The 408-nt window shown below is 59.3% G+C and carries 1 protein-coding gene; it reads left to right on the plus strand.

Annotation, left to right across the window (positions count from 1 at the left end; all coding sequences use genetic code 11):
- On the plus strand, window positions 1–408 hold a 408-nt coding region (locus AC1DLB_RS32280), incomplete at both ends, for a ribonuclease HII (RefSeq protein WP_477786569.1).

The raw sequence follows: 408 nt of genomic DNA on the forward strand, positions 1-408 counted from the left end.
GCGGTGATCCTTGATCCGAGCCGGCCGATTCTCGGCCTCAACGATTCGAAGAAACTCACCGAAGCCCGCCGTGAAAAACTCTACGACGAAATCTGCGAAAAAGCCCTGAGCTGGTGCATTGCTCGCGCCGAAGTCGAAGAAATTGACGAGTTGAACATCCTTCATGCCACCATGCTGGCCATGCAGCGCGCGGTCGAGGGCCTGCACATTCAGCCGAAGCTGGCGATGATCGACGGCAACCGTTGCCCGAAACTCTCGATGCGCGCCGAAGCGGTGGTGCAAGGCGACAGCAAAGTGCCGGCCATCGCTGCGGCGTCAATTCTGGCCAAGGTCAGCCGTGATCGTGAAATGGCGGCGTTCGAACTGATTTACCCGGGTTACGGCATCGGTGGCCACAAAGGCTACCCG

Source organism: Pseudomonas sp. 05N434, from assembly GCF_056396965.1.